Origin of the sequence: Endozoicomonas sp. ONNA2 (genome assembly GCF_024606365.1) — a bacterium.
Lineage (GTDB): Bacteria > Pseudomonadota > Gammaproteobacteria > Pseudomonadales > Endozoicomonadaceae > Endozoicomonas.
Map to the genome: position 1 here is coordinate 1 of NZ_JAHHPO010000263.1, position 2,359 is coordinate 2,359.

The 2,359-nt window shown below is 43.9% G+C and carries 2 protein-coding genes; both read right to left on the minus strand.

Going from position 1 to position 2,359, the window contains the following annotated elements; genetic code table 11:
- Positions 1-226: 226 nt before the first annotated feature.
- The gene (locus KDK14_RS04690) at positions 227-841 is read right to left on the minus strand and encodes a hypothetical protein (RefSeq protein ID WP_257263859.1); all 615 of its coding nucleotides are present in this window, start codon (positions 839-841) and stop codon (positions 227-229) included.
- A 196-nt stretch (positions 842-1,037) separates the two neighbouring features.
- A complete protein-coding gene (locus KDK14_RS04695; RefSeq protein ID WP_257263860.1) occupies positions 1,038-2,042 on the minus strand; it encodes a sulfotransferase domain-containing protein in 1,005 nt (334 codons plus the stop codon).
- Positions 2,043-2,359 lie beyond the last annotated feature (317 nt).

Here is a 2,359-nt window from a genome sequence, read left to right on the forward strand (position 1 = left end):
GTTGACTCGACAAGAGCACAAATGCCCATGGCGCGTGAAAATATTTTGCGCCACCCTCAGGGATGAAAAATGGTTAAGCAAAATATTTTTCACGGCAAAGAAGAGCTTTTCCTTTGTGCTCTTCGTGCGCGTCGTGGTTCAAAGCTTTTGCTTATGCAATTAATAGATAGATGCTTAATATGGGGCATTAATAGCATCAGCAGCGTAAAATCCGGGCTAAGTGTGCTCACATGGCGTGCAACATATTAATAAAGTCTCTTTTGAACAAACCCACTTGGATGCATTCACAAATAAGCGGTGTCAGTGGTAGTAATTGATTGCTGTGGAGTTCTGCAAGGTCTGAAAAATCTTTACAGTCTGAAACTCGACCTCTACGGAATTGTTTTAAACAAGGCAGATTTTTACATGTTTCAAATCGGACACCTCTACCTAACTCATCTTCCAGTTTATAGATAATTTTATTAAATTCAGTTTGATTTTTTAAGCGATAGTGAAAATTGCCTGGCCCTGATGAACGGGGCCGTTTGGAATAATGTCTGCCTTCCCATTCAGACCACGTCCAGTCATTGGGGGTAGTGGGATTTTGTGCATCGGCAAAGATCGGCAGAAGTTGAGATGTTGGCAATTTATAACGCCTGACCAAACGAGTGATCAGTGATTTGGCAAATTCTTTGGCATCAAAGTTATTGCCCTCGGCTACATCTGAAACAATATTCTCAACCAGGTCGGCAGCGGTTATTAAAGAATCATTAAATCTACCCCCCTCGTGTTGATATTGTGGCATAGCCGTATGGCAAGATTGAGGGCAACAAGGTGGCAAACTGTCGTTTCGGTTAATCATTAAAGGACCTTTCTGGCAGATGTTATTGTTTATGACTGTATATGTAACTTAGTCAGTTTGATAAAGGAATAGTTCCCTTCTTAATTTGCCCTTTTGGAAGCCTGGCACGTTGTCAGAGTTGAACATTCCCCGGAAAATTTTACTAATTGCTCGCCACTGAAAGTATTTTTTAAACAACAGGCGCTGATAACAACGCCTACAGTTGCCGAAAACGCATCAGTGAACCGTCCACTTTATTGTTGTGCTCGTTAATCTCATGGGCGGTGAGTCTTTTCCACTCTTTTGTCATTAACATATCTGGCGGTAAGGTTAAGTAGGTGCCTTCTTCTGCACTGCCGGGCTGTACCTCGGTAATATGGCTATTTTTAAATAACTGCCATTCTTGAACGACGTGATCATAAAGCCGGGTATCAAACTGATTGCGCTCAGTTAAAATAGATTTAAGGGGTTCTGGCGGGGATTTTTCATTGTAGAGTTTTTCACCGGTCACCTGAAAGCGGGCAGAAGCGACTTTTTCCTCGCCATACAAAGTGGCAACCAGTGCCGTCACTGTGTTGGTAGCTTCTGTCGGTGCTACAAACAGAAAGTCGTTTTTTATCCTGCTGACCGCTGCACGACAGGTCTCTTCTGTGCATTCACCATCCATATGATGTTTCCCGGCGATCAGTCGGGTTTGTAGATTATCAATCATGGTAGCACTGGCGTAGGTTTCAACATCCTTGCTGGCAATGTAGCCCCGTTGATAATCAAAATTAATGGAGGACACGGCTCGTTCTACCGGTTTGCGAACCAACGAGATGTATCGACCCTTAAAACCGCCTTCTTCTATCAGGCCGGTGGGCATATGACCACTGATAAATCGCGGTGAATGGTGTGCTTTAACGGTTTCCAATGCATCTTGGGAGGGGTAACCGCCCATTGTACCACGCTTGAAAAGATTGGGGGAAACACCTTCGAGCCGCTTGACCGAAAACCGGTGATTAAATACTGCTTTTGGTGAATCAGCACCTTTTGATGAATCAGCAGCTTTTGATGAATCAGCACTGATTGCTTTCATCATACAGGCAATGTTGGTTCCACCGGTTTTGGGAATATGAATAAAAACGATATCTTCTTGCCCGGATTTCCTTATTTCATCGGACACATTAACGCTATTAAGCATGGTAATCGTTGATGAAGTATAAGACGTGTTTGCCTGCATTACTTTTTCCTCCTATGGCAAACGCTGGAGCGTTGCAACAATCGGCAGTTGTATCCCTCAGATTTTCGGGACACTTTTCCGCCCGTGGGAAGGGAGAATAGTAGATTCCCGCAAATTTTTTTACTTTAGACCATACTCATTACCTTAAGGTTCCTTAACTTTTTTATATTGGCACCCTATTCCATCAAAACCTGACTTCTGATCAATGCCGGGTTGCCAAACAGCGGGCCTGCCATGGTTGTCAGCTTCACCAGGGAATTGCCCCGGAATAACTTCATCATTTTATTCAGTCCGGGAAAATGCCGCCGCCCGCTGCC

Bases quoted from the DNA above. Each gene is read 5' to 3' on its own strand.
- KDK14_RS04690 (WP_257263859.1), bottom strand. From the start codon at position 841: ATGATTAACCGAAACGACAGTTTGCCACCTTGTTGCCCTCAATCTTGC.
- KDK14_RS04695 (WP_257263860.1), bottom strand. From the start codon at position 2,042: ATGCAGGCAAACACGTCTTATACTTCATCAACGATTACCATGCTTAAT.